An 18,155-nucleotide genomic window follows, 5' to 3' on the forward strand; every position below is an offset into this window, starting at 1 on the left:
GCCAGGAGGCGACCAAACTCATCATCGCCCACCTGGCCCATGAAGCCGACGCGCTGGCCGAGCCGCGCCGCGCCGACGGCCACATTGCCCGGCGCGCCGCCCGGCGCCTTCTTGAACGCCGGCGCTTCGGCCAGTGTGACGCCAGACACGGTCGGCACAAAATCAATCAACAACTCACCGCAAGAAATCAGATCGAACATCGGATGTATTTCCCTCATTCTGCCGCCAGCCACACGAATCGGTACGGCCCCAGTTCCAGATCGCCGCTGAGGGTGATCTGCTCGTCGGCCACCAGATCGTGAAAACGATAGGCCAGTCCCTGGATGCGCACGACGCTGTTGGCCACGGTTTGTTTGCCCTCGCTGAAATTGGCCAACAGAAGCAAGCGCTGCCCGCCCTGTTGGCGCACGTAACCGAGCACATGGCCATTGCCCGTATCGAAGATCGTCGTCTCACCCGCGCCCAGGGCTGGGGAGGTGCGCCGCAGCGCGATCAGATGCAGCAGGCGGGTGAAAAGTCGCCCGGCCAGCGTCGTCGGATCATGGCGACTTTCCATCTGAGCCTGGTTGGCGAACGGCCGGTGCACCCAGCGGCTGTCGCCCGCTTTGGCCGGGTCACGTACGTAACCATAGTCGTTCAACATGCCGATCTCGTCGCCCAGGTAGAGGAGCGGGACGCCCCCCATCGAAAGGATGAGGCTGTGCAGTAGCAGAATGCGCCGCAGCGCCAGCTCGATCTGGGGCGGATCGTTGTCGAACAGGGCTTTTTCCAGGCCGGCCAGGGACGCGGCGGTGCCAGAGATGCGGCAATCGCCGGTCTTGGGGTTTTCCTGGAAAGGCAGGCCAGCTGCAAAACTGCCGGTGAAGCGGCCGGTGTAGAAGGCATTGAGAAAGCGGCGGTGATCGAAGCCGTGAATGTTGACCCGCGCCGCGTCGCCGTCATCGAACGTCCAACCGATGTCATCATGACAGCGGATGTAGTTGACCCAGGCGCAGGCCGGGTTGATGCGAAAACGGTCGCGCAACGAGCCTTGCAGCAGCTTGACCTCGCGCGTCGCCAGCGCCTCCCACAGCAGCGCCATCAGCAGCGGGTTGTACGACAACTGACATTCGCCCGGCCCGATGTATTTCACCACGTCATCAGGATGGACGATGGCCTCGGATTTGAAGAGCAGCGCGGGCGCAGCCATGCGCGCCAGGGCGTTGTAGGCTTGAATGAGCAGATGGGCCTGGGGCAGGTTTTCACAGCTCGTGCCCAACTGCTTCCAGACAAACGCCACCGCGTCCAAACGCAGCACTTCGATGCCTGCATTGGCGAGGAAGAGCATTTCGCCCGCCATCGCGCGGAAAACTGACGGGTTGCTGTAGTTCAAGTCCCACTGGAAGCTGTTGAACGTGGTCCACACCCAGCGCTTCATGTCAGGCCGATAGGTGAAACTGCCAGGGCGCACATCGGGGAAAATCTCGCGCAGGTTCTTGTCGTAAGCGTCGGGCATGGTGCGATCGGGGAACACGTAGTAGAACTCTTCATAATCAGGATCGCCGGCCTGCGCGCGCCGCGCCCATTCGTGCTCATCCGAGGTGTGGTTGAAGACAAAATCGAGCACCAGGCTGATGCCGTTGGCGCGCAGCTCGTCTGCCAGGGCCGAGAGCTGCGGCATCGTGCCCAGGCTGGGATTGACGTCGCGGTAGCTGCTGACCGCGTAACCGCCGTCGTTGTTGCCGGCCGGGCTGGCGAAGAGCGGCATCAGGTGCAGATAGGTCAGGCCCAGTTCCTTGAAGTAAGGGATCTGGGCGCGTACACCTTCCAGGTTGCCGGCAAAGAGGTCCACGTAGCAAACGCCGCCCAACATGCGCTCGGATTTGAACCAGTGTGGATCGGCCTCGCGCGCCGCGTCCAGGCTGCGCAGAGCCGCCGGGCGGTCAAACCAGCTCAGGGCCACGGCGACCAGCAGTTCCTCCAGGTGATAGAAGAAATCGTAGCGCGCCGCGTAGAGGCCATGATAGGTCTCGAATAAGTGGGGGAAGTTGGCATCCAAACGGCGGCTAAAGTCCTGCCAACCGTCAGGATCGGCCGCGGCCTGGGCGGCCAAACGCGCCTGCACGCGCGGGCGCAGTCGTTCCAGGGTCAATTGGGTCTGCTGCTGTAACCAGGGTGTTTCGCTCATGGATTTAACCTAACCAGAGGTACTCATAAGGGGCTAAGTTCAACGTCAAGCTGCCGTCCTCGCCCATCGTCACGCGGCGTCCACTTAGCATGTCCCGCAGGCTCGACGCCACTGTTCTCATCTCGATGGTCACGGCCTGGGGAACCGCCGACAGGTTTTGCACGATGAACAAGCGTTCGTCCACGGTCGCGCGGGTGTAGGCAGCCACGGCCGGCGTCCCGCACTCCAACCAGGTGAGATCGCCGCGGCCAAAGGCGGGGTGGCGCTTGCGCACGGCAATCAGCCGGCGCATGGTGTGCAGCAGGGAACCAGGGTTGGCCTCCTGCGCGGCCACGTTGACGCGGCGATAGCTGTAGGTTCGATCCCCCTGCACCTCATCAATCACCGGGTCCTGCAAGCGGTCAGGCGAGGCGCTGGAAAAACCAGCGTTGACCGCGTCAGACCACTGCATGGGCGTACGCACGCCGTCTCGATCCTCCAGCCAGATGTTATCGCCCATGCCGATCTCGTCGCCGTAGTAGATGACGGGCGAGCCGGGCAGCGTCAAAAGGAGTGAATTTGCCACTTCGATGCGGCGACGCTCGTTGCCAAGTAGAGGCGCCAGCCGGCGTCGAATGCCGAGGTTCAGGCGCATGCGCGGCTCCGGCGCATAGAAGTTCCACATGAACTCGCGCTCCGCGGGCGTGACCATTTCCAGCGTCAGTTCATCATGGCAGCGCAGGAACGTGGCCCACTGGCAAATGTCGGGTAAGGGCGGGGTGCGAGCCAGGATTTGCTGGATCGGCGTGCGCTCGCCGCGCGCCAACGCCATGAAGATGCGCGGCATGACCGGGAAATGGAAGTTCATATGAAACTCATCGCCGTCGCCGAAGTAGGGGCGCACATCTTCCGGCCACTGGTTGGCCTCGGAGAGCAGCATGGTGCCTGGGGCGTACGCGTCCACAAATTGGCGCAGGCGCTTGAGAAAGGCGTGCGTTTCCGGCAGATTCTCGCTGCTGGTGCCTTCACGCTCGAAGAGATAGGGTGTGGCATCGACGCGGAAGGCATCCACACCCAGGTCAAGCCAAAACTGGACCGCACGCAGCATCGCGCGCTGCACGGCCGGGTTGTCGTAGTTCAAATCAGGCTGGTGATGAAAGAAGCGGTGCCAGAAATACTGGCCACGCAAAGGATCGAATGTCCAGTTGGACGGCTCGGTATCGAGAAAGATGATGCGCGTCGAGCGGTAACGGTCGTCGGTGTCGCTCCAAACGTACCAATCACGGTAGGCGGCGTGGTCAGGATGTGAAGGATCGTGTGAAGCCTGAAACCACGCGTGCTGATCGGAGGTGTGGTTGGGAACCAGTTCCACCACCACGCGCAGGCCGCGGCGATGCGCCTCAGCCACCAGGCGCCGAAAATCGTCCATCGTGCCGTAATCGGGATGGATGGCGCTGTAGTCAGCCACATCATAGCCATCATCGCGCAAGGGCGAAGGAAAGATCGGCAGCATCCAGAGAGCATCCACGCCCAGGGCTTGTAGATAGTCGAGCCGGGCGGTCAAGCCAGCCAGGTCGCCAATGCCATCGCCATTGCCATCGGCAAAGGCGCGCACGAACACTTCATAGAAGACAGCATCCTTGTACCAATCGTTCTGCATGGAACCTTCTTTGCGTGAGGATGACAAGAAGTTGCCAGCCTGCCAGGCAAGCTGGCAACTTCCGTTCGCTTAGCCCTTCACCGAGCCGGCCAAGAGGCCGCGCACGAAGAAGCGCTGCAGGCTGAAGAAAACGACCAACGGCAGGATCATGGAGACGAAAGCTCCGGCCGTGAGCAGATGCCAGTCGTTGCCGCGTGAGCCGACCATCTCGGCAATACGCATGGTCAGGACTTGCACATCGGCCTTGGCGCCGATGAAGATGAGGGCGATCAGGTAATCGTTCCAAACCCACAGGAACTGGAAGATGGAAAAAGAAGCCAACGCAGGCACTGAGAGGGGCAGGATCAGCCGTAAGAAGATGGTGAAATGCGAGGCGCCATCAATAAAGGCTGATTCCAGGATGTCGCGCGGCAGGGTGCTGATGTAGTTGTAGAGCAGGTAGGTTGCCAGGGGCAAGCCAAACCCTGTATGGGCCAGCCAGACGCCGAGGAACGTGCCGTTGAGCTGCAGCTTCACATAGTCGCTCAGGATTGGCACCAGGGCGATCTGCAAGGGCACGACCAGCAAGGCCACCACCATGACGAAGAACGCCTTACGACCGGGGAAGCTCATCCAGGCGAAGCCATAGGCCGCAAACGCCGCGATGAGGATGGGGATGACCGTGGCTGGAATCGTAACGATCAGGCTGTTGAGAAACGCGCCGACGAAGTTATCGCCCTGCTCCGTGGTGACGGTGCCATCCGCTTGTTTGATCTGAAATTGCTTGCCAGCCAGCACCTGGCCATAGTTATCGAGGGTGAACTTGAGGCCGGACGCCCAGCGCCGCTCCTGCACCTGGATCGTGCCCAGGCGTTTGTTGCCGATCCAGATCAGCTGCGTCTTGCCGTCTGGGGCGACGATGCCGGCGCGGAATTGATCGAACGTGCCTGTCACCCCACGGATCGTCATCGTCGGCGCGTTCGGATCCACGTCGGTGGGAACAGCAAACGTCTCGGTCTGCACCCATTCCCGGTGCGGGAAGACGTTCCACCAGCCGGAGCTTTGGATGTCAGCGCGTGTGCGGAAGGAAGAAACCAACAACCCGATGGTGGGAATGGTCCACAGCAGGATCAACAGAACCAAGCCGCCGTTGACCAGGATGTCCTGGGTCAGTTGTTGGCGCCTGGCGCTCGTGGTCTTGGCCGCCATCAGAACACCTCCTGCTGATTAAACTGGCGCAAGTTATAGATCATCACCGGGATGACGGCGATGAGCAAGACAATGGCAATGGCCGAGCCGTAGCCCGAATTTTGCGCGGTGAAGTATTCGCGATAGAACTGCGTTGCAATCACCTGCGTGCCAAACTGGCCGCCGGTCATCACCTGCACGACATCAAAGATCTTGAGCGTGAAGATGACAATCGTGGTGGTGACCGAGATAATCGTGGCGGAGATGTAGGGGATCATGACCCTGAAGAAGACCTGGATTTCAGTTGCGCCGTCCACACGCGCCGCTTCCATGATTTCCGCGGGAATCCCTTTGATGGCGGCCGAGAAGAGCACCATGGCGTAGCCGGTCTGCAGCCAGATGACAATCAAGATCAGGAAGAGATTGTTCCAGGGTTGAATGGACGACTCGGCTGTCCAGGCAATCGCTTTGCCGCCCAGTCCCGTCCATACGGCATTGAGGAGACCGATGTTGGGGCTGACGTTGTACAGCATGTTGAAAATGACGCCCGCGCCCACCATCGAGATCGCCATGGGCAGGAAGATCAGCGACTTGGCGAAGCTCTCGAAGCGGCTGCGGTCGGCCAAGACCGCAATCAAGAGGCCAAACACCACGCAGAAGGTCGAGCCGATGACGATCCACATCAGGTTGTTGCGAAAGGCGGTGAACATGTCGCGGTTGGTGAACACCGCCAAGTAGTTGCTCAGCCCCACAAAGGCTTTGCCATCGCGGTCGAACAAGCTGATCCAGAGTGTACGGACACTGGGCAGAGCCAGGTACCAGATCAGGATGGCGACGGCGGGGCCGATGAAGACGAATGGTAGAATACGGTCGCGCCAGAGGCCGCCCAACCGTTCCACGAACCAGTTGGCAACCAGGTAGAGCAGGGCGACGCCGCCCACGCCCCAGACAATGGCAACAATGGCGATGATCCCTTTGGGCGCATTGCTGGCGCGCAAGAACTGAAACCCTGCGTAGAGGACCAGGAAGGTGAGCACCGGCACGAAGAGTGAAATCAACACCCGCACAACGAATGTGAGGATTTGTTCCAGAGAGCTCTTGGGCTGCGCTCGCTCTGACATTTGCTGCATAGGTCACTCTCCTTGGCGTGAACGACAGGAGGGCGGTCATGGCGGCCGCCTTCCTGCCGTGGTCTGAGTCTTTAGGGCGCAGGACCGGAGCAAAAGCCCTGCGCCCGAAACTAATGACGACTTACTTAGGCCAGGAGGCGTCAATTTCCTTCAGAACCGTGTCCAGGTCCTTGGCGCCAGAGAAGTAGTCCGTGAAGCCCTTCCACTCGGAGCCGGAGCCAACCGCGCCGGGCATCAGGTCGGACGCGTCGAAGCGGACGGAGGTGGCATCGGCCGCCAGCTTAGCGACGTCACGGGTGACAACGTCGCCGTACCATGCGAGCTGGGCATCCTTGTGCGGCGACAAGGCGCCGCCTGAGGCCATCCAGCCCTTGACGCCTTCAGCAGTCGAGAATAACTGCATGACGGCGCGCACTTCGGGCCGGTCGTGGAACAAACCGAAGATGTCGCCGCCGACCAGGAACGGCTTGCCATACGCCGGGTCTACGGGCGGGAAGTAGAAAACGCCGTAGTCAACGCCAGCCACCGCTTCCTTGGGGAAGAAGGAGGTGATGAAGTTGCCCTGCTTGTGCAGCCAGCACTTGGGCGGGTTCTCGAACATCGGGGCCGGGGCGTCGCCGAAGAAGGTGGTCACGATCTTGGCCTTGCCGCCGTAGACCATCTTGTCGTCGTTCCAGATCGTGGCGAAGGTTTCGATGGCCTTCTTGACTTCGGGAGAGCTGAACTTGAGCTCGCCCTTGACCCACTTGTCGTAGTTCTCCAGGGAGGTGGTGCGCAGCATCATCTCCTCGGTCCAGTCGGTGGCCGGCCAACCGGTGGCGGCGCCGGATTGGATGCCGACGCACCACGGCGTGTCGCCATCGCTCACGATCTGATTCTGCAAGGCTTCCAGCTCGGCCCAGGTGGTCGGAATCTTGTAGCCCGCGGCTTCGAACGCCTTCTTCGGGTACCAGACCAGCGACTTGCCGTTGAAACGCTGCCAGATGCCGTACTGGTCTGGTTTGCCATCAGCGCCCGGAACGGTTGCCATGTCGAGCCAGGACTGCAGGTAGTTCTCCTTCAGCCACGCTTCCGGGATCACCTTGGTGATCGGGACAATCTTGCCCTGCCGGGCGAAGGTCGTCATCAGGCCGGGCTGCGGGAAGTCAACCACGTCCGGCGCATCACCTGCCTGCACGCGCACCGTGATGGAGGCCTCGAACTCCTTGGAGCCAGAGTATTCGATGGTGATGCCCGTCTTGTCGGTGAATTCCTTCATCGAGTTGTTGAACTTCACGGCGTCTTCATCGGTGAAGGGGCCGGTCATGGTCACCTTGGTGCCCTTGTACTTGCCGGCGTACGCATCCGCCAACTCAGTCAGGCCCTTGGCGCGGGCAGCCGCTTCACTGCCGCCGACCGACATACCGGTCGTGTCTGGGGCCTTGGTGGCTTCCGGGGCCATCGTGGCTTCCGGAGCCTTCGTCGCCTCTGGGGCCTTGGTGGCCGCGGGAGCCACAGTCGGCGCGGCGGCCTGGCCACAAGCGCCCAGCAGCATCGCCACAATCACCAACAGCGTGAGCAAATTCCAACGTCGCATGTTTCTCTCTCCTTGTCGTGATCTGAAAAATCGTATCATCACTTCAGCGCAGAGAACGCAGAAAAGCGATTGAAATCGCACCTCGTGGGCGTACCGCCCGGCGTCCACCTGCGTGGACGCGATGCCGGTCGGCGCAGGCCGACCTGGCGGCGGAACGCCCTTGCGGCCCGAATTCATTCGGCGGCTGCAGTCAGCGCAGATGCCTGAGAAATCGCACCTCGTGGGCGTACCGCCCGGCGTCCACCTGCGTGGACGCGATGCCGGCCGGCGCAGGCCGACCTTGTGGCGGAACGTCCTTGCGGCCCGAATTCATTCGGCGGCTGCAGTCAGCGCAGATGCCTGAGCGATTGAAATCGCACCTCGTGGGCGTACCGCCCGGCGTCCACCTGCGTGGACGCGATCCGGTCGGCGCAGGCCGACCTTGTGGCGGAACGCCCTTGCGGCCCGAATTCATTCGGCGGCTGCAGTCGGCGCAGGATGCCTGAGCAGCTACCTGGGTTCCTTTGTTCTTTGCGACTGAATCCTGCCGGTCGGCGGGCGCCAGGTCGGGCAGACCGCGTCCGTCGCCATCGTCAAGCAAGCATGAAATTAGGAAGCCTGGCCGATTCCTCCTTTACCTATCGCTCAAGCCGTCTCGCGCTTCACCAGCGTAAGCGGCAAGGTGATATTCTGAATGGGGCGCGTGGGATTCTCGAGCCGCGCCAGCAGCAGCTCGACGGCGATGCGGCCTGACTCTTCCAGGGGCTGGCGCACGGTGGTCAGGCCGATGTAGTCGGCCATGTCGAGGTCGTCAAAACCGACAATTGCCACATCATGGGGAACCTGTAAACCACGCTCACGCGCCGCCTTGAGAACGCCCAAGGCCTGCGTGTCGCTGGCCGCAAAGATGGCATCAGGCGGCGCGGGTAAAGCAAAGAGGCGCAGCGCCTGGCGATAGGCTGCATCCAGGCCATGGGGCGCCAACGCCACATGCGCCGCCGGCAGTTCCAGGCCTGCCTCCAGCAGCGCCTGACGAAAGCCGGTCAGGCGGCGATCGCTGGTGTGAATGGCGTAATCGGGTAGATCGGAATCGCCCACAAAGCCCAGGCGACGACGCCCCAACGCCAAGAAATAGTCCGCCACAAGTCGTCCGCCGGCCACATCATCAATCGTAATGCTGCTAAACATGGGGTGAGATGACTCGATCAAGACAACGTCCATCTCGTTGAAGGCCAAGCGCTGCATCAAGCGCTCTGCCACAGCCTCGGCAAAGGGCAAAGCCATGACAATGATGCCATCCAGGCGACGGGTCAACGGGAGGCTGGCAAGGTAGGCATCGCGATGAACGGATGAGTCCACATTGTAGATGACCAATTCATTGGCGACGGTGGATAGGGTGGTGGCAACCCCACGCAGGCGTTGCACAAAAGAGGGGTACGTAAAGAAAGGGGCCAGCACGCCAATGCGCTGCGTGCTGCGGCGAGCGCGTGCGGCCGCTTCAGCCTTGGGCACAAAACCCAACGTATCAATGGCCGTGATCACCCGCGCGCGCGTGGCCGGGTTGACCTGCTCGGGCGAGTTGAGCACGCGCGAAACGGACGCAATGCTGACGCCTGCCATTTGGGCGACATCGTAGATGGTCACACTGGGCATGATAGCCACCACCTCTTTGTGAGACGACTACTGATTGTCCTTACATGAAAGCACTTTCAGTATAGCAGCAAAGTCGCATCTTGTCAAGTCATTTGAGGGATTTTCAGGCTCACAAAAAACCCGGCTTCTCTCGGAAACCGGGTTTCTTCTGATCAACCGACCGTCAGCTTGCGGCGGAGGAGGAGGAGCGCCAGCCCGGCAAGCATCAACAGCGCGCCTGTCAACAACAGGGCGGCGTCGAATGAGATGCTCACATCGCCGGTGACAGGCAGGGTAAGGGTCAACAGGAAGGTGCGGCTGTTGAATGGCTGCAGCGGCCGCGCGTTCGCGTTGTAGATGGCCGTGTACTTGGCAATTTGCGCGTCCGACAGCTCCACGGGCGTGTTCATGACCAGCCATTGCACGCCTTCTGTGCACGGCGGGGTCGTCAACGAGCCGTTGTAGCGCCAGTAGGTGCGCGTGGCGGGCGCCAGTTGATTGGCATCCACCGACGCCCCGCTGACCGCCTGCGGTTCGCCGGCGGCGGCTGGCAGGTTATCCAGCACAGAGGCAAAGGCCGGATTTTCAGCGCCTGCCTTCAGCAGCACGCCAACCACCGCCAGCCCGCCTTTCGCGTTCTTGTGGACCAGGTGCAGCTCTAACGGCGCGAACTGACCGGCCAGCGCGTGTTCGCTGTGCGCATGAAAATGGAACTGCACCAAGTCGTAGCGCACACCGTTCAAGGTGATCGAGCTGCCCTTGTCATAGTTCACCTGAATCGTGTGGCCGTTGTTGACGATTGTGAGCGCGCTGGGCTGATAATTGAAACTGATGTCGGCCGCGTTCAGCGCCGCGTCGGCCGGAATATCCACTGGAGATTGCTCCGCGCCTTTGGCGCAGGTTGCAAAGTCAGGGCTGAGGTCGCCCCAGTGTTCGGGGCCGCTTTCGCCGCTGTAGGACCAATGGACGCCTTCGGCGGCGATGGCGCCCCCGGCCACGACCAACGCAAGGGCCAGCGCCGCGATCAAAGCACGCACAAAACGAGACGAGCGTTGCACGTGGATCATTTTGCACTCTATTTCAACCAGCGGGCGGATCAATGGTTGGCTGCGGCCGCTTCTTCCATTCTCTTGCGCAGGCTGAGGGGACGCATATCGGTCCACACTTCCTGGATGTAGGCCAGGCACTCCTCTTTGCTGCCTGTTTTGCCGGCGTCGCGCCAGCCGGCCGGTCTCTCACGCTCAGCCGGCCAGATTGAATACTGCTCCTCGTAGTTCACCACCACCGCATAGATCGTCGTATCCTCGCTCATTCTCTCGCGCCTCCTGTTCACGGCAAACATGTGGATTGGCGGGGTCTGATTCCCCGATTCGATCATAGTGATGATGGAATCAACATCAATCGGTAGTTTGAATTACAATGTTTGCATGAACCGCTGCTTTGACAGAACCGACAACGCGTGTTACCGTTGCCATGTGAAAACGGCGACGCTCCCATCTATCGGGCAGCCGCGGCCGATGCGATCTTCTCGATCCGGGCCGACGTGCGCCTGACCGACCTGCAACAGCGCCTCGTCGCCTTGATTCTTGCAACCGAGGGGGAAACTCATGTCTGATCGTCATTACACCGTGGTGCCGCGCACCCTCTGCTTCATCCTCAAGGGCGATGATGTCCTTTTGCTGCGCGGCGCGCCCACCAAGCGCCTGTGGCCCAACCGCCTCAACGGCGTGGGCGGGCACGTGGAGGCTGGCGAAACCGTTTATGACGCCGCCGTGCGCGAAATCGTCGAAGAGACGGGGCTGACCGTCAGCAACGTGCAGTTGCACGGCGTGCTCAACCTGCCGCCCAGCCCGGCCCAGGGCACGGGCGACGACCGCACCGGCGTCATGATCTTCGTCTTCACCGCCGAGGCGACCGGCGGCGCGCTGACGCCCTCCCCCGAAGGCACGCTGGCCTGGTATCCCCGCCGCGCCGTCTTGGACGGCAGCTTGCCTGACCTGATGGATGACCTGCACAGACTCCTGCCGCGCGTCCTCGCCGCGGCTGAGCCGATCTATTCCTGACCCGCGTTTTCTACAATCCTCTGGTCATGGTATAATGTGGGTGGTCATGACAGTCATGACGATTCAGGCCGTCCGGTGGGGAGCATCAGCCCTTTGATCTTGTCTGCGCAATCCGTGCGTGTGCAGGGCGCCACTGGTTGAGGATTTGCAAGCCACAATGCCATCGTTTGCCATTGTCAAAGACAGCACTGCCTATATTCCGCGCGACCTACTGCGCCATCATCAGATTACCATCGTACCCTTGTCGGTGACCTTCGACGGCGCCACCTACCGCGACGGTCTTGATATCACACCTGAGCAGTTTTACGGCCATCTGTCCCACCTCTCCAAACTGCCGGTCACCTCGCCGCCCACGGTCGAGGCGTTCATCGAGACCTACCAGAGGCTGGCGCAAACCCATGACGGCATCCTATCTGTCCACTTATCGGGCGATTACAGCCGCACCGTGAACGTGGCGCGCGAGGCCGCGGCCGCCGTGGACATCCCGGTCGAAGTGATTGACTCGCGTTCGGTTTCCATGGGCACGGGGTTCGTCGTGTTGGCGGCGGCGCGCGCGCGCGAGGCTGGGGCCACGCTGGAAGAAGCCACACAGATCGCCCGCCGCGTGGTGCCCTTGCTGCATGTGCGTATGATCGTGGACAACCTGCGCTATCTGCAGATGGGCGGCCGCATCGGCATGGCCGAACGCTGGATAGGCGCCGCGTTGACGCTCAAGCCAGTCCTGGGCGTGGAGGATGGGCGCACCACCATTACCGGCACCGCGCGCGGTCATCGCGCTGCGCTGGACGCGCTGGTGGGGCAGTTGCAAGAGGCAGTCGGCGAGCAGCCACTGCACGTGGCCGTGGCGCACGCGGCCGCCATGCGTGACGCGCTCTGGCTGTACGACCAGATTGCCGATCAGTTCAACATCGTGGAGATGCACTTCAGCGAGCTTAGCCCCGTGGTCGGCACCCATGTGGGGCCAGGCACCGTGGGCATTGTCTATTACGTGGACGAGTAAGCTCAGACTTACGCAGTCTCGTGTATTCTCGTGAGATGGGGGGGCATGTCCCGTAGTGGCACCTGACCTTAACCATCCATGATCGCGCCATCCGCGTCCGTCCCGTAGGGACGGTTGAACTCCTCAAGTCAAGGCGTCCCTACGGGACGACGAGCGCTGGGGTCGCCGCCGGTCTCAAGTCAAGGTCTCCCTCATTTCAGTCCTGGGAGGCAACCTCCCTTGAGCCTTCTTCAACAAGCTCAGCGAGCGTATAGGCCCCCAGTTTGAAATGCACCCGTCTTTGCGCAGCCTCTTGTCAATTGCCCGGCCGCGGCGTATAATCAACGTGACAGCCTTCCCAGCGGCGCTATGGACAACGGCCCGGCTTGCTGCGGGCCAAGGAGTGACCCATGATTCACCTGGAACTGACGGCCGAAGAAGCCAACCTGTTGCGCGCCGTCCTCCAGGCCTACCTGGACGACCTGCGCATGGAGATTTCCGACACCGAGAACTACGACCTGCGGAACGAACTCAAAACGATGGACGCGTTCCTCAAAGACCTCCTGCGTCACCGCCTGCCCCCCGCGCCAACGACCGAGTAACCACTCTGCGAGGGGAACGTGAAATCCCCTTGCGCAGGCTGGCTGCTGCACACAGCGCCGGGCAAGCCGAAACCGGCCTCGACCACACAAGCCCCTTACCCGGCGGGCCTGCGCAAGGTTGAACGGCTTTTCGGTCGCCCAACCCTCGCAGGGTCACGGGACATCACCGCGTTGACGTGCGACAGCCCCGCGTGCCTCTGAGACCGTCATCTCGTGGCAGCCCTGCGAGGGGGGCACGTGAAATCCCCTTGCGCCGTCCCGCAGCCGATGTGACTTCTGCTTGGGCCAGGATTCAGCACCCAGAATTGCAGCACCCAGAAATCAGAAGACAGAAGCCGCCAGGGACACAACTACCCGAACGCCGAGATTACCGAAGAAGCCGTCGGGCACGTCCCTAAGGCGCCCGGAACAACGAGCGTTCCTCGGATAAGTGTCCCAAGAACCGCCCCGCACCACGGGCTCACCCTCGGCTTCTGGGTCGTTGCGGCCATCATCCGGCTGATAGGGATAGGGCCGGTAACGCGTGCGCGTCCACTCCCAGACGTTGCCGCTCATATCGAGCAGGCCTGTCGAGGTCGCGCCGGCCGGGTACATCCCAACCGCCGAGGCCCGGCCAACCTTGACATCAATGTTGGCCCGCTCCTCGCCTGGCGCCTCGTTGCCCCACGGGTAGACCCGCGCATCGCCGCTGCGCGCGGCCTTCTCCCATTCGGCCTCGCTGGGCAGGCGCACCGCGAACTCGTCCGGCAGCGCCGGCCATTGACCCGCGGTCGCCCGCGCCCGCCACTGCGCATCGAGCCAGGCGGCGTAGGCCATGGCCTCGAACCAACTGATGCCAATCAGCGGGCGGTTGGGCGTGCGCACCTGGTCGCTCCACCTCATCGGCGCCCCGCGCTGGTCTGGGGTACGTTGCTTGAGCATCTTGCGGAGATCGTCATCCTTCACCTGGCTGTCCCACACACCCTGCCGCCAGGCCCAGCCGGTCTTGGTCCACCAATGGTCATTGGTATAACCATCCCTCTCCACAAAGGGCTGGAACTGGGCGACCGTCACCGGGTAGCGCGCCATCCAGTAACGATAGGGGATGGTGAGAGACTTGGGGTTGCCCAACTCGTTGTCCCAGATGTCCTTGTCCCCCTTCTGGCTGCCCATGACGAACGGCCCGGCCGGGATTTCAACGAAGCCCAGGAACGGTTCTGCCTGGCCGCAGGTGTGTGCGGGCAGGTGCAGCCGGCCCGGATCGAAGCGCGGATCGCCGAGCTGGCCAAGCAGGTCGCCGGCCTCCGCGCGTTCACGGCCGGGCAGGCGTCCGCCTTCCACCAGGGCCGCCAGCCAGCGCCGCACGCGACGCAGCACCGCTTCGTAGACGCGCTGGCCGGCCGCTTTCTCCAGCAGGCGCAGTTCGTGCGCGGCCTGTCCCGCGATCACAGCCAGGCGCCAGGCCGTATCGTTGGCCGCGGGTTCGGGGTCGTCAGGCAGCAGCGCGTTGACCAGGTTGACCGCGTCGCCGTAGCCGCCGCGCTGCTTCTTGCCCGCGCCCAGCACAAAGACCTCGCGCCACCACGCGGGGTCTGCGCTGAGCAGGCGCACGAGCAGCGCGGCCGCGTCCGGCTGGCCCACGAGGAAACACGCGGCCAGGTACTCCTGCAGCGAGCGGTGCACGAACGCGTAAACCCCGCTGCGGCGCTCAATGAGCAGGCCGGCGCGCTCCTGCAGGTAACGCAGCACCGTTTCCGGGGCCAATGTGCCTAGCAGCGGCTTGAACGCGACCAGGATTTCGCCCTCGCTGATGTCGGCCGGCTCGCTGTCATCGGTCCGGCGGCCGGCGCTGCGTTGGCGTTGGTGCACAGTGAAGGCCAGCCGCTCCAGCGCCTCGCGCACGCTGGTATCGCCCACGCCCAGCACCTGCGCAATGCCCGGCTCGATCAGCGGTTCATTATCCGGCCCCAACACCTCGCGGCCGCGCTGCCAGCGCGCCAGCAGCAGCTTGACCGTCTCCTCGTACAGATCCGCGCGGTCTTCGGGCAGCTGCCCCCAACTGCTGTGCAGCGTTGCCATCAGCGTCAGCAGCAGGGGCCGTGAGGCCAAATCGGCCAGGAAGGGGCGCTCCTGCAGTGCGGCCGCCAGGCGCTCGCCGCGGCGCTGCGCGGTCTGCCTGTCCCAGCTCAGGCTGGGTGCGACCGCCTGGTACCAGCGGTCAATGAAGCGCTGCACCTGCCCTTCGTCGAAGGGCGCCAGGGCCAGCGTGCTGAAACGGGGCAGGCGCCACTGCGGGTCGGCATAGGCATAGGGCCGCGCGGTGACCAAGACACGCGTGACCTTGGGCAGGGGCGCGAGGAAGTCCTGGATCGCCTGCAGCAGCACCTGGCGCCGGCGCTGCGCCTCCGGCACCTCGTCCAATCCGTCGAGCAGGATGACGCCCGGCTCTTTGAGCAGGCGCTGCTGCCAGGCGCCGAACGCGCGGTCGCCGGCCGTCTCGCCCAGGCGCTGGCGCAGGTCGTCGCGAATTGCGTCCCAGATCATGGACGCCGCGCCCTGCCGGGCGCTGACCGGAATCTGGCGTGCGGCCACTTCCCGCAGCAGCAGGCGCACCGGCAGCGCGCCGGCCAGCGCCTCAGGCAAGGTCGGGCTGTTGGTTGCCAGCAGATAGGCCAGGTAGTTGACGAAGGTGGTCTTGCCGGAGCCGGCGTCGCCGGTCAGCACCGCCAGGCGATTGGCCGCCAGCGCGAGGGTTGCCAGCAGCGGCGTGCGGTCGCCGCCTTCGCCGCGCGCCAGGTGTAGGGCCAGGTCGCGCTCATCCCGCGTGCGCTCCGCCGTGACCGCCACCACGTCCAAGTCCACGTACACATCGGGTAGGGGCACGGGCGACTCGCCGCTGGTGCGCACGAACTCGGTGTCAATGATGCCCAGGGGCAGGCGGCTGCACTCGGCCGCCAGGCTGCGCAGGTACGCGGCCAGCAGCACATCCACCGGCACCTGGTCGGCCGGGGTGTTGGCGTAGAAATTGCTGACGTAGACCCGCCACTGGTCGCGGCCGACAAAATCGCCGCCGCCGGTGTTCACATCCCCGGCCACGAGCGCGCCGCCCGCGGTCTGGATCAGCAGCTGCAGCTCCGCGTTCAGCTCCTGGCTCTTCTGCTCAGTGATCTCATCGCCCAGGATGCTGCGCAGGGCTTCGAGCTTGAGCAGCTTGTCCTTGAGGTCGGCCACGCGGCTGCGCAGGGTTTGCATCTGCGCCGCCGCGCTGGCGGCCGGGGCCTGCGCCTGCGTCCCCGCGCCGCGAAAGTCGAACAGGCCGCGGCGCCGTGAGTAGAAGTTGGGCGCCTGCGCCATCACCTGGCGCCAGCCCGCTTCCGTCACCCAAAAGATCAGGCTGTGCGGGTAGTCGCTGAACGCGTCGCGCTGCAAGTCCAGGTAGCCGAAGACCGCGGGCATCGCGGCTTCCAGGCCGGTGTAGGAGACGACCAGGCGTTGGCGCTGCACGGCCGCAGGCAGCGCATCCAAGGCAGCCAGGGGATTGGCGTGGCCGGCGTCGAGCGCCACGTCCATGAGCGGCACGGAGAGGCGCAGCACCAATTCCTGGCGCATGCGCTGGCGGCCGCTCTCGTTGTCGTACAGCGCAAACGTCCACGCGCCGCGCTCGCTGGCATTGAGCAGCGTAACCAGGCGCTGCAGCGTTTCTTCCAGGGCAGGGTTATCGAGCATGGGATACCTCTGAGACTTCCGAAGTCTCGTAGACTTCGGAAGTCTGATGGGCATGGGGGTGTGATGTCACGCCCGGCTGGCTTCCTCGCTGGCGAGCAGCGGCAACACAATGGGATGCACGTCGCACCAGCGTTCGTCGTTGGCGTATTCAAGCAGGCTCAGGTTGTGAAGCACCTCGCGCACTGCGTCTTCGTTTTCCAGCCACTTGCGCTGATGATAGTCACGCAGCGTAACGTAGTGGCGCGGCTCCAGTAGAGCCTGGTAGTCGTGACGAATCTCCGTGACTGCGCCTTGCACATGTACAAGGTCAATCGTCGCCTGGCCGGCGCTAAGCGCACGCAGGGCCGCGTTCTGAACCAATTGCACCAGCGTCACGAGAAGTCCTCCGCTCATGGTAACGGCCAGGTCCAGTGCGGGCGGCTCGATCAAGGCGGCATCCATGCGACTGAGCACGACCTGCTGTAACATCGCCTGCCCGACGGCGTCAGGCGCGCCGTCGCGATGGTACACCCGCACATTGGGCAGGATGAAGCGATGCGCGAAACTGGTGCGGATTTGCGAGAAGTCATTGTCGTAACGTAAGGCCACCGGAAAGGAATAAATGATGTGGGCTTTCGGCGCGGTCAACGCATACGCGGTGTTGAGAAAGAGATCGCGCGCGCGGGCCAAGTCGAGCTTGTCAATGTCTTCGACAATGATCAGGACGCGGCGCCCGGTGTTCTTCGTGATTTCGGCGATGACCTGGTTCATCTTGTCAAGCAGATCGGAGAGGCGATGCTCGACTCTCTCGCGCACCTGGCGACGCGTGACGGCTTCGGCGCTCACCTTGCCTTCGAGTTTGAGCAACAGGAGATTGACATTCGCGACCAGGCTGGCATCCGCCTTCGGCTCAAACGTTTTCTCAATCACAATCTCCTGGGTAAACCAGCGGTAGACATCATCGAGCAGTACGTCGCCGATCACCTTGCGCTTACGGCGGCCAATCGCTTCCCCGGTGGTCGCCTGGCTAAAGAGACGCATCGCGATCGCCAACAGCAGATCGGTGTAGGTGAGATCGCTCAGATTCAACGCGCGCGTGATCGAGAAGTGCACCACAAAGAAGCTGTTGCGCAGCAGCGTCGCTAATTTATTCAACTCGGTGGACTTGCCGCTCCCACGATGCCCGGTGAACAGAACCTTGACCGGTTCCCGTTGGCGTTCCAAGTAGATGCGCATCGGCTCCAGTTCACTATTGGGCCGCGTGACATAGTATTGTTCCAGGGCAGCGCCTTCCAGGGGCTGCTGTGGGTTAAACACGTTCAACACCTGCCCCAGATTTGTCGCAATCATCGTAACATCCCTCCTCTCCGCGCGCTCTGTGTCTATCTGTATCATCATCTAAATTAGAAGTTGTGTCAAAAGAAGTTGTGTCAAAAACACTCAGCGGCTCAAACCGCAGCAACGTGAGGCCCATCCTTCCCCCCTTCTCCTCTCCGCCGTGCGGAGAGGAGAAGGGGCCGGGGGATGAGGTGAGGCC

General features: G+C 62.8%; 15 protein-coding genes. 4 read left to right on the forward strand and 11 right to left on the reverse strand.

The genetic code is table 11. The annotated features are described in order from the left end of the window. The 9 genes from ACPQ6D_RS22905 to ACPQ6D_RS22945 form a co-directional block, all read right to left on the reverse strand. The coding region (locus ACPQ6D_RS22905) for a PfkB family carbohydrate kinase (protein WP_423226678.1) at positions 1–200 on the reverse strand (200 nt) is incomplete at its 3' end. A gap of 14 nt (positions 201–214) precedes the next feature. Next, positions 215–2,167 (reverse strand): amylosucrase, encoded by a 1,953-nt coding sequence (locus ACPQ6D_RS22910; RefSeq protein ID WP_423226679.1) that lies wholly within the window; start codon positions 2,165–2,167, stop codon positions 215–217. 4 nt (positions 2,168–2,171) lie between these two features. Next, positions 2,172–3,806, reverse strand: coding sequence for a maltose alpha-D-glucosyltransferase (treS, locus tag ACPQ6D_RS22915; RefSeq protein ID WP_423226680.1), 1,635 nt, complete (start codon positions 3,804–3,806; stop codon positions 2,172–2,174). A gap of 69 nt (positions 3,807–3,875) precedes the next feature. Beyond that, positions 3,876–4,994 carry a carbohydrate ABC transporter permease gene (locus ACPQ6D_RS22920; protein WP_423226681.1) on the reverse strand — a complete coding sequence of 373 codons (1,119 nt, stop codon included), beginning with the start codon at positions 4,992–4,994 and terminating at the stop codon, positions 3,876–3,878. Continuing rightward, positions 4,994–6,103, reverse strand: coding sequence for a carbohydrate ABC transporter permease (locus tag ACPQ6D_RS22925; RefSeq protein WP_423226682.1), 1,110 nt, complete (start codon positions 6,101–6,103; stop codon positions 4,994–4,996). Before ACPQ6D_RS22925 ends, ACPQ6D_RS22920 begins: the two co-directional genes overlap by 1 nt. Before the next feature lie 121 nt (positions 6,104–6,224). Further along, positions 6,225–7,679, reverse strand: coding sequence for an ABC transporter substrate-binding protein (locus ACPQ6D_RS22930; RefSeq protein ID WP_423226683.1), 1,455 nt, complete (start codon positions 7,677–7,679; stop codon positions 6,225–6,227). A 624-nt stretch (positions 7,680–8,303) separates the two neighbouring features. Beyond that, the gene (locus ACPQ6D_RS22935; RefSeq protein ID WP_423226684.1) at positions 8,304–9,311 is read right to left on the reverse strand and encodes a LacI family DNA-binding transcriptional regulator; all 1,008 of its coding nucleotides are present in this window, start codon (positions 9,309–9,311) and stop codon (positions 8,304–8,306) included. A gap of 152 nt (positions 9,312–9,463) precedes the next feature. Then, entirely contained in the window at positions 9,464–10,357 is an 894-nt protein-coding gene (locus tag ACPQ6D_RS22940) for a carbonic anhydrase (protein WP_423226685.1), read from the reverse strand. Positions 10,358–10,386: 29 nt separating this feature from the next. Then, the gene (locus tag ACPQ6D_RS22945) at positions 10,387–10,602 is read right to left on the reverse strand and encodes an MbtH family protein (RefSeq protein ID WP_423226686.1); all 216 of its coding nucleotides are present in this window, start codon (positions 10,600–10,602) and stop codon (positions 10,387–10,389) included. Between the two features lie 147 nt (positions 10,603–10,749). On the opposite strand from ACPQ6D_RS22945, the gene ACPQ6D_RS22950 reads away from it, so the two are divergent. From ACPQ6D_RS22950 to ACPQ6D_RS22965, 4 genes are all read left to right on the forward strand, one after another. After that, a complete protein-coding gene (locus ACPQ6D_RS22950) occupies positions 10,750–10,905 on the forward strand; it encodes a hypothetical protein (protein ID WP_423226687.1) in 156 nt (51 codons plus the stop codon). Next, positions 10,898–11,353 carry an NUDIX hydrolase gene (locus tag ACPQ6D_RS22955; protein WP_423226688.1) on the forward strand — a complete coding sequence of 152 codons (456 nt, stop codon included), beginning with the start codon at positions 10,898–10,900 and terminating at the stop codon, positions 11,351–11,353. Before ACPQ6D_RS22950 ends, ACPQ6D_RS22955 begins: the two co-directional genes overlap by 8 nt. 157 nt (positions 11,354–11,510) lie before the next feature. Then, the gene (locus ACPQ6D_RS22960) at positions 11,511–12,353 is read left to right on the forward strand and encodes a DegV family protein (protein WP_423226689.1); all 843 of its coding nucleotides are present in this window, start codon (positions 11,511–11,513) and stop codon (positions 12,351–12,353) included. Positions 12,354–12,742: 389 nt separating this feature from the next. Beyond that, positions 12,743–12,934 carry a hypothetical protein gene (locus ACPQ6D_RS22965; RefSeq protein WP_423226690.1) on the forward strand — a complete coding sequence of 64 codons (192 nt, stop codon included), beginning with the start codon at positions 12,743–12,745 and terminating at the stop codon, positions 12,932–12,934. A 321-nt stretch (positions 12,935–13,255) separates the two neighbouring features. Here the strand turns inward: ACPQ6D_RS22965 and ACPQ6D_RS22970 are convergent, their stop codons facing one another. Together ACPQ6D_RS22970 and ACPQ6D_RS22975 are read right to left on the reverse strand one after the other, a co-directional pair. Beyond that, the gene (locus ACPQ6D_RS22970) at positions 13,256–16,639 is read right to left on the reverse strand and encodes an SUMF1/EgtB/PvdO family nonheme iron enzyme (RefSeq protein WP_423226691.1); all 3,384 of its coding nucleotides are present in this window, start codon (positions 16,637–16,639) and stop codon (positions 13,256–13,258) included. Positions 16,640–16,705: 66 nt separating this feature from the next. Next, complete coding sequence (locus ACPQ6D_RS22975) at positions 16,706–17,968, reverse strand: P-loop NTPase fold protein (protein WP_423226692.1); 1,263 nt, start codon at positions 17,966–17,968, stop codon at positions 16,706–16,708. Positions 17,969–18,155: the final 187 nt, after the last annotated feature.

The sequence above is a fragment of the Candidatus Amarolinea aalborgensis genome, assembly GCF_900491745.1.
In the GTDB taxonomy this organism is placed as follows: domain Bacteria; phylum Chloroflexota; class Anaerolineae; order SSC4; family Amarolineaceae; genus Amarolinea; species Amarolinea aalborgensis.

Excerpts from the sequence above, each read along its gene's own strand:
- ACPQ6D_RS22925 (WP_423226682.1), bottom strand. The coding sequence starts at position 6,103 with ATGCAGCAAATGTCAGAGCGAGCGCAGCCCAAGAGCTCTCTGGAACAA.
- ACPQ6D_RS22940 (WP_423226685.1), bottom strand. The coding sequence starts at position 10,357 with ATGATCCACGTGCAACGCTCGTCTCGTTTTGTGCGTGCTTTGATCGCG.
- ACPQ6D_RS22970 (WP_423226691.1), bottom strand. The coding sequence starts at position 16,639 with ATGCTCGATAACCCTGCCCTGGAAGAAACGCTGCAGCGCCTGGTTACG.
- ACPQ6D_RS22975 (WP_423226692.1), bottom strand. The coding sequence starts at position 17,968 with ATGATTGCGACAAATCTGGGGCAGGTGTTGAACGTGTTTAACCCACAG.
- ACPQ6D_RS22910 (WP_423226679.1), bottom strand. The coding sequence starts at position 2,167 with ATGAGCGAAACACCCTGGTTACAGCAGCAGACCCAATTGACCCTGGAA.
- ACPQ6D_RS22965 (WP_423226690.1), top strand. The coding sequence starts at position 12,743 with ATGATTCACCTGGAACTGACGGCCGAAGAAGCCAACCTGTTGCGCGCC.
- treS (WP_423226680.1), bottom strand. The coding sequence starts at position 3,806 with ATGCAGAACGATTGGTACAAGGATGCTGTCTTCTATGAAGTGTTCGTG.
- ACPQ6D_RS22935 (WP_423226684.1), bottom strand. The coding sequence starts at position 9,311 with ATGCCCAGTGTGACCATCTACGATGTCGCCCAAATGGCAGGCGTCAGC.
- ACPQ6D_RS22960 (WP_423226689.1), top strand. The coding sequence starts at position 11,511 with ATGCCATCGTTTGCCATTGTCAAAGACAGCACTGCCTATATTCCGCGC.
- ACPQ6D_RS22955 (WP_423226688.1), top strand. The coding sequence starts at position 10,898 with ATGTCTGATCGTCATTACACCGTGGTGCCGCGCACCCTCTGCTTCATC.
- ACPQ6D_RS22930 (WP_423226683.1), bottom strand. The coding sequence starts at position 7,679 with ATGCGACGTTGGAATTTGCTCACGCTGTTGGTGATTGTGGCGATGCTG.
- ACPQ6D_RS22945 (WP_423226686.1), bottom strand. The coding sequence starts at position 10,602 with ATGAGCGAGGATACGACGATCTATGCGGTGGTGGTGAACTACGAGGAG.
- ACPQ6D_RS22920 (WP_423226681.1), bottom strand. The coding sequence starts at position 4,994 with ATGGCGGCCAAGACCACGAGCGCCAGGCGCCAACAACTGACCCAGGAC.